Consider the following 7,077-nt stretch of genomic DNA (forward strand, 5'->3'; position numbering starts at 1 on the left):
ACGGGTCCCACCAGCAGAATCAGAAGCCCCGTGAGCCACGTCCGGCATCCTAGAGATGTCGCGCACCTCGCTTACCGGTCATCTCATCGGATCGCCGATCCGACTCGGAATCGTTATCCCCAAGATCGTCCAGAGGTCCGGCCTATCGACAAGTCCACTTGGTCGCTCGAAACGCGTGTGCCGACAAGCCGCGGTTCGGTCGGCGCCGGCACGATGCGGACACTGACGCTCCGTCACCACTTCGTCGCATGACATCGCACCGAGCGCCGCCCGCATCGAGCCACACCGAGCCACACCGCCCCGTCCTGCCCCCTCAGCTCACGTCACCGCCACCGGCTCGCGACGCCGGCTCCGCGGGGTGTCGGGCTCCGGCTCGGTGGCATCGGCCGCCGGTGTCTCCCAGTCGGGCTCGGGCCGCGCCGGCGAGCCGACGGCCGTCGGTTCGGGTCGGCCGGACCGCCGGAAGGCGGAGGTGCCCCGCGAGATGTCGTGGCCGATCGCCACGGCGTCGATGTCCGCCGACGTCCAGTTCTGCTGTCCCTCGCGTGACTCCGTGCGCACCTTCAGCCTGCCCTGCACCATCACCGGGTCGCCGACGTTCAGCGAGGCCATCGCGTTGGTGGCCAGTTGCCGGTTGGCCCACACCGTGAAGAAGTTGGTGTGCCCGTCCGTCCAGGTGCCCTTCTCACGGTCCCAGTAGCGCGAGGTCACCGCCAGCCGGAACCTCGCCGACGCGCCCGCCGCCAGGTCCCGGTAGACCGGCTGCGTCGCCACGTTGCCGACCGCGCAGACCATCGTCTCGTTCATCGTGAACCCCTCCTCGCCGGACGGTCCCCCGCCCGGATACACGTACGGGCCCGTCCCGCACGGCTGTGTCCGCCGTGACGGCCGCGGCCCATTCACCGCGTACCGTCACCGCCCTCACGGCGACCGCATCCGTCGCGATCGCCGCGAAGCCAGACTGCCTCCGTCGGACCGGGCCCGCCGAGCGCTGTGGACCACCCACCGCCTGTGGAAAACTCCACCACCCGGACGAGTGATCCACGCCCCACTCCCTGTGGATCACTCGCTGCGGATCACCCTTGTGGATCACTCCTCATGGATCACTCCCCATGCAGCACTCCCCAAGCAGCACTCCTCGGGGGACGGACCTCACAGCACCTCACCGCGCGGCGGCCCCCACCCCCGTGACCCGCCCGTACTGCTCCCGGACCTCCCGGTACCGCAGCAGTTCCGCGGCGACGGGATCCAGTACGCGGGCCCGGCCGCACCCGGCCGCCGCCTCCCGCAGTCGCCTTTCCGCGTCCTGCCCGTACCGCCGGGCCGGTCCCCGTGCCGCCAGCCGGCAGCTCCACTCGACGAGCGGGCCGCCGATGATGCCCGTCACCATGAGCAGCACCGGAACCCCGAGGTTCGGCGCCAGCACCCCGACGATCTGTCCGAGCAGCCACAGCCCGCCGACCACCTGGAGCAGGGTCATGCACGCCTGCGCCAGCACGGCCACCGGCCACCAGCCCGGCCGCGGCGGCCGCCCCGTCGGCAGCCCGGCCCGCGCCGCCAACTGGTCCAGCGCCTCGGGCAGCCCGTGGGCGCCGCGTACGGCCGACTCCCGCACGGCCTGCGCCCATGGAGTGGGCAGCCCCGCCGAGGCGCGCTCGGACACCGTGCGCACCGCCTGCTCGACGCGTTGCCGCGCCGTGGCCTCCTCGTCGGCCGGGGCGCGGGCCGGCAGCCGTCCGGTGGGCGGGTCGCCCAGGTCCTGGTGCCACCGCCACAGCCGCAGCCACGGCGTCCCGCACGCCCGGCCCGCGTTGCGCAGCCAGGCGCGTTCGGCGGCCTCGCCCGCGGCGGTGGCGCCCACGGCGTCCGCCAGGCAGTCCGCGAACTCGTCCCGCGCCTCCTCGCTGAGCCCGGTGCGCCGCCCGGTGGCGTAGACGGGGCGCAGCCGCCACGCGGCGGCGTCCACATCGGCGGCGATCCGCCGTGCCGCGGCACCGCGCTCCGCGACGAACTGGCCGAGCACTTCGCGCAGTTCTCCGATGCCGTCGCCGGTGAGCGCGGACAGGGCGAGCACGGTCGCGCCCGGTTCGCCGTACTCGCCGAGGGCGACGCCGTCCTCGTCGAGCAGGCGTCGCAGGTCGTCCAGGACCAGCTCGGCGGCCTCGCCGGGCAGCCGGTCGACCTGGTTGAGGACGATGAACATGATCTCCGCGTGGCCCGCCATGGGCCGCAGATAGCGCTCGTGGAGGATGGCGTCGGCGTACTTCTCGGGGTCGACGACCCAGATGACGGCGTCGACGAGCGCCAGAACGCGGTCGACCTGCTCGCGGTGCTGCACAGCCGCCGAGTCGTGGTCGGGCAGATCGATCAGGACGAGCCCGCGCAACTGCGCCTCCGCGTCCGCACTCTGCACCGGCCGCCTGCGCAGCCGGCCCGGGATGCCGAGCCGGTCGATGAGGGTCGACGCGCCGTCGCTCCAACTGCAGGCGATGGGTGCGGAGGTGGTCGGGCGGCGTACGCCCGTCTCCGAGATGTTCACTCCGGCGAGGACGTTGAACAGCTGCGACTTGCCACTCCCGGTGGCGCCCGCGATGGCGACGACGGTGTGCTGACCCGAGAGCCTGCGCCGGGCCGCCGCCTCGTCGAGCACCCGGCCGGCCTCGGCGAGTGTCCGGCTGTCGAGCCGGGTGCGGGAGAGCCCCACGAGTTCCCGCAGCGCGTCGAGCCGGGACCACAGGGGCCCGTCGTACGTGAGCGGGGTCGAGGGCAGGGCGTTCCCGCCGCCTCCACCGCCGACCCGGGTCTCCATGACGGCGGCCTGCTCGGCGGCGGAGGCCTCGCTCACGCGGCGGGCGATGAGCCCGTCGTCCCAGGCCCCGGCGGAGTCCGTACCTGGTTCCGTACCTGGTTCCGCGCGCGGTTCCGTGCCCGGTTCTGAACCTGGTTCCGTGTCGGGTTCCGACCGGGGTTCCCGGCGGGAGGTCACGTGCGGGCCGGCGCCGGGGGCCGTGCGAGGTGAGGTGACCCCGTCGGCGTCGGGTACGCGCGCGTGGACGGCCGCCTCCCGCGCGTGGGACGTCCTCGCGGGCACCTTCTCGGATTCCTCCGCCGCACGGCCGCGCTCCGCGTCCGCGCGGTCCAGCGCCTGCGTCTGCTCCCCGGCCTCCGGGTTCTCCCCCGCCCCCAGGCTGCTGTTCTCCGCCTGCTCCGGATCCCTGCTGTCCCTGCTGTGCCTGCTGTCGTTGCTGTGCCTGCTGTCCCTGCTGTCGTTGCTGTCCCTGCTGTCGTTGTCCGTGTGGTCCTGGTCAGTGACGGCGGTCACCGGTCACCTCTCCTTCTGAAGTACGGACAGCGCGGCGATGAGTTCGGCCTGGGGTTCGGGTTGGACCTCGAGTCCGTCGAGGGGCGCGAGGCGCCGCTCGCGTTCGGTGTGCAGCACACGGTCGAGGTGTTCGGTGAGCAGCCGTCCGGCACGGTCGCGCAGCCGCAGCGCCCCGTGGGCGCCGATCCGTTCGGCGAGCCCCTCGCCGGCCGAACGCGCCCTGCGGCCGCCCAGCAGGGCGGTGGCGACGAGGGCGGCGACCGACTCCGGATCGGGCGCGACACCGCGTTCGAGGCCGCGCACCTCGTCCTCGGCGTACTCCTCCAGCTCGCGCCGCCACCGTCGTACCGCCAGGCCGATCCGGTGCTCGGTGCTCTCCGGCGAGGCGTCCTGGTCCGTCAGCTCCGGTGCGTCCGAGGCCGGTTCGCGCCGCCAGGCGTCGTCGACGCGCTCGTCGGCGGCGGTGACGGCACACAACAGGAGTGCGGCGAGGCTCTCCACCAGGGCGTCGAGGAGTTCACCGGCGGTGCAGTCCAGCGGGAAGGCCCGCCAGCGTTTGAGCGCGTCACCGGCGAGCACGGCACCGCTCTGCAGACGGCCCCGCACGCGCGCGTACTCGGTGTCGTACGCCGCGTCGACGGCCGAGGTGAGGCGCAGCGCGGCGGCGTACTGCGAGGCGGCGGCGCCCGCCAGTTCGGGCATCCGGGCCTTGAGGGAGTCGAGCACGCCCTGGGCCGTGCGGGCCAGCGCGTGGCGGCGGGAGCCGGGGTCCTGGACGTGGTGGACGAGCCAGTTCCGCAGCGGCGCCACGGCGGTGGCGGGGAGGAGCCCGCCGCCCCAGGCGGACTCGGGCAGTTCGGGCACCGTGAAGCGCGGTACGTCGCCCAGCCCGGCCTTGGTGAGCAGCGCGCCGTACTGCCGGGACACCTCGGAGACGACCTGGTGGGGTACGCGGTCGAGGACCGTCACGAGCATGGCGTCGTACTCCTTGGCGGTGCGGAGCAGATGCCAGGGCACGGCGTCGGCGTAACGGGCGGCGGTCGTGACCATCACCCAGATGTCGGCAGCGCAGATCAGTTCGGCGGCCAGCACCCGGTTCTCGGCCACTAGGGAGTCGATGTCGGGTGCGTCCAGGAGGGCGAGGCCTGGCGGGAGGGTGTCTGCGGTCTCGATCCGCAGCACGTGTCTGCCGTCCTCGCCGGGCAGCAACAGGTCTTCCGCGGACTCCTGACGGGGCGCCCACACGCGCGTGAGTCGCGGCAGCACCCGCATGCCGCTGAACCAGTGATGGTCCTCCGGATGGCACACGAGTACCGGAGTTCGTGTCGTCGGTCGCAACACGCCCGCCTCGCTGACGCGCTGGCCCACCAAAGAGTTGACGAGGGTCGACTTCCCGGCACCGGTGGAGCCGCCCACGACGACCAGCAGCGGTGCGTCGGGCTGCCGGAGCCGGGGCACCAGGTAGTCGTCGAGCTGGGAGAGCAGTTCGTCGCGGTTGGCACGCGCGCGTGGGGCCCCCGCCAGGGGAAGCGGGAAGCGTGCGGCGGCGACACGGTCGCGCAGGGCGGAAAGTGCGTCGAGCAGCTGAGGCCGTACGTCCAAGGTCACCACAAGCGAAGAATGCCCAATTTTAGGGGATTTATGAAGCATATAGGCATGTCTGCGCGCCGATAGGACACAAGGGACGGAAGGTACGACTGGGACAGAGGCACAGCGCAGGCATAACGAGTGCACAACACCCGTGGCCCGGGACGCGAAAAGCGATGCACGATTCGCACCTGCCTGCGATTATCAGGACCGCTTCACCGAACCTCCACATTGAGCCACGGAGGCGAAGCAACCGGGACAAGGAACCGGGAGCCCTATCCTTGTCCCCGGCAACGTCACGGATCAGCCCACACCCGGGCAGCACGTACGAGGCCACCACACCCGGCCCCCGTAGCTCAGTGGATAGAGCAGGCGCCTTCTAAGCGCTTGGCCGCAGGTTCGAGTCCTGCCGGGGGCGCAAGTCTCCGCCCTCCCTTTGGGAGGGCATTTTTGCTGCTCAGGGCACGTTTCACGCAACACAGCGAGGCCCCGGACACTCCCCCGATGATCATGGGGAAGTGCCGGGGCTATCCGGCTGTCACCGGGTTCTTGCGGGTGGCTGTGTCGAATACGTGTCGAAGTTTTCGGCGAGAGGCCTCAACCTGCGTCGGCCGGCTCGGGGAGATCCCCCGCGGCCTCCAGGCGCTTTTTCAAGTCAGGCAGCTGCCCTTCGACACACCGTGCGTAGGTAGCCAGCAGCACCGGCACGCTGTTCCCGGCCCATTCGGCGACCTGAGCGGGCGGGATCCCGTCATTGAGCCACTTCGTAAGGCGCGTGTGCCGGTTGTCGTACACCCGCCTCCCCGTAGGCGACTCGAAGACGTGTGGCAGCAGGACGGCTTTGCGCGCACTACGCCACGCCCGGCGGATGACCGACCCCGCGAGGATGCCGCCCGCCTCCCCCTGGAACAGCAGATCACCGGGCTTGAGCCGCTCGTCCTCGATGTGCTGTCGCAGGATGCGCGTCAGGGCGGGATGCCCCGGTACGGTGCGTGTCTCGCCCTCGGCACGGCCCTTCAGGTCACGTTCCTCGTGGATCTCCCCGGTGTCGGTCCACTGCTTGCCGACCTCCGGAGTCGCCGTGTGGATCAGCAGCTCACACCACTGGTCCCCGGCATCGGAGCCGGGAAGCGTCACGTCCTGCACTCGCATGGCTACGGCTTCCTCCGGCCGCAGAGCGCAGTAGTACAGCGTGGCGAAGAACGCGTGCAGCCGCTTCCCTCCACGCGGCCGGCGCCGGACCCAGTCGAGGAGTGCCGCAGCCTGGTCCGCATTCATCAAGGACCGCTTGTCCACGGCGTTGCTGGTCCTGGTGACAGCCGTCGACTCCTTGCCCTTGGGGAGTGGACTGGTCCGCAGGACGCGCCGCCGCATCGCGTGCTTCATGACGACGTTGAGGATCCGGCGGTGGCGCTTCCTGGACCAGGCCGCCGCCCGCCTGCCGTCGAGGCGCGTGTCGACGGCTCGCAGGACCTCGTCGACCTTCTCGGGCTCCTCCCAGGCCGAGACCGACAGGGAGTGGCGCTCCACCCACCTGAGGATGGTCACCACGTCTCGCGGGGCGTCCGCACGGCGGGTGGCGTTGAACGCCCATTCGCGCAGCGCGGTCCGCACGTCCACCGGGGCGAACTGGGCCGGCTGGGCACGCAACAGCGCGATGGTGACCGCCGTCAGGGTCTTGGCGGTGTTCTTACGGCTGTTGCCGCCGAGCTCCCCCCAGCGTGCGTCCACGTATCCGACGGCGAACGCGTACCAGGTCATCGATGCCGACTTCGAGCGGTGCGACACCGGCAGCCCGGTCGCGATGACGAAAGCCTCACCCTTGCCCATGGCCCGGATCAGTTCGGAGCGGAAACCCTCTTGCGGCCGTGGTGTACCCCCACGGCCGCACCACAAGCGCACCAGATCCAGCGGGGAACAGCGGGCAACCACGGTGAAGGGGCCCGACGAAGCTGCATCACAGCCGTTCGTCCAGGTCAGCGTCCGACCCGCCTGCAGATGATCGCAGCTTCCCGAGCTGAGGGCGCGAGTTCAATTCTCGTCACCCGCTCCATGTGAACCCCCGGGTCGACAGCTTCAGTTCAAGAGGTCGTTGCAACACCCCGTTCGTAGGGAGTTGCAGTGGACTTCGAGATCCGGGAGGACCGGAGGCCGCAGGGCCCCCGGAA

The 7,077-nt window shown here is 71.3% G+C and carries 5 protein-coding genes and 1 tRNA gene; 2 read left to right on the top strand and 4 right to left on the bottom strand.

Annotation, left to right across the window (positions count from 1 at the left end):
• Nucleotides 1-318 precede the first annotated feature (318 nt).
• Together ACFWBD_RS38645 and ACFWBD_RS38650 are read right to left on the bottom strand one after the other, a co-directional pair.
• On the bottom strand, nt 319-807 hold the full coding sequence (locus tag ACFWBD_RS38645; RefSeq protein ID WP_385677953.1) for a single-stranded DNA-binding protein: 489 nt from the start codon (nt 805-807) through the stop codon (nt 319-321).
• Nucleotides 808-1,162: 355 nt separating this feature from the next.
• Nucleotides 1,163-2,845: a YfjP family GTPase gene (locus tag ACFWBD_RS38650; RefSeq protein ID WP_385677955.1), complete on the bottom strand. Its 1,683-nt coding sequence runs from the start codon at nt 2,843-2,845 to the stop codon at nt 1,163-1,165.
• Between the two features lie 175 nt (nt 2,846-3,020).
• Between ACFWBD_RS38650 and ACFWBD_RS38655 the strand changes: the two genes are divergently transcribed.
• Nucleotides 3,021-3,341, top strand: coding sequence for a hypothetical protein (locus tag ACFWBD_RS38655; protein WP_385677958.1), 321 nt, complete (start codon nt 3,021-3,023; stop codon nt 3,339-3,341).
• Here the strand turns inward: ACFWBD_RS38655 and ACFWBD_RS38660 are convergent.
• A complete protein-coding gene (locus ACFWBD_RS38660) occupies nt 3,326-4,933 on the bottom strand; it encodes a dynamin family protein (RefSeq protein ID WP_385677961.1) in 1,608 nt (535 codons plus the stop codon). The two genes, ACFWBD_RS38655 and ACFWBD_RS38660, sit on opposite strands and share 16 nt — an antisense overlap.
• 321 nt (nt 4,934-5,254) lie before the next feature.
• On the opposite strand from ACFWBD_RS38660, the gene ACFWBD_RS38665 reads away from it, so the two are divergent.
• Nucleotides 5,255-5,327 (top strand) — tRNA-Arg (locus ACFWBD_RS38665).
• A gap of 179 nt (nt 5,328-5,506) precedes the next feature.
• Here ACFWBD_RS38665 and ACFWBD_RS38670 read toward each other — a convergent pair.
• Nucleotides 5,507-6,739: a tyrosine-type recombinase/integrase gene (locus ACFWBD_RS38670; RefSeq protein WP_385677964.1), complete on the bottom strand. Its 1,233-nt coding sequence runs from the start codon at nt 6,737-6,739 to the stop codon at nt 5,507-5,509.
• Nucleotides 6,740-7,077 lie beyond the last annotated feature (338 nt).

It is taken from the genome of Streptomyces sp. NPDC060002, assembly GCF_042737245.1.
Lineage (GTDB): Bacteria > Actinomycetota > Actinomycetes > Streptomycetales > Streptomycetaceae > Streptomyces.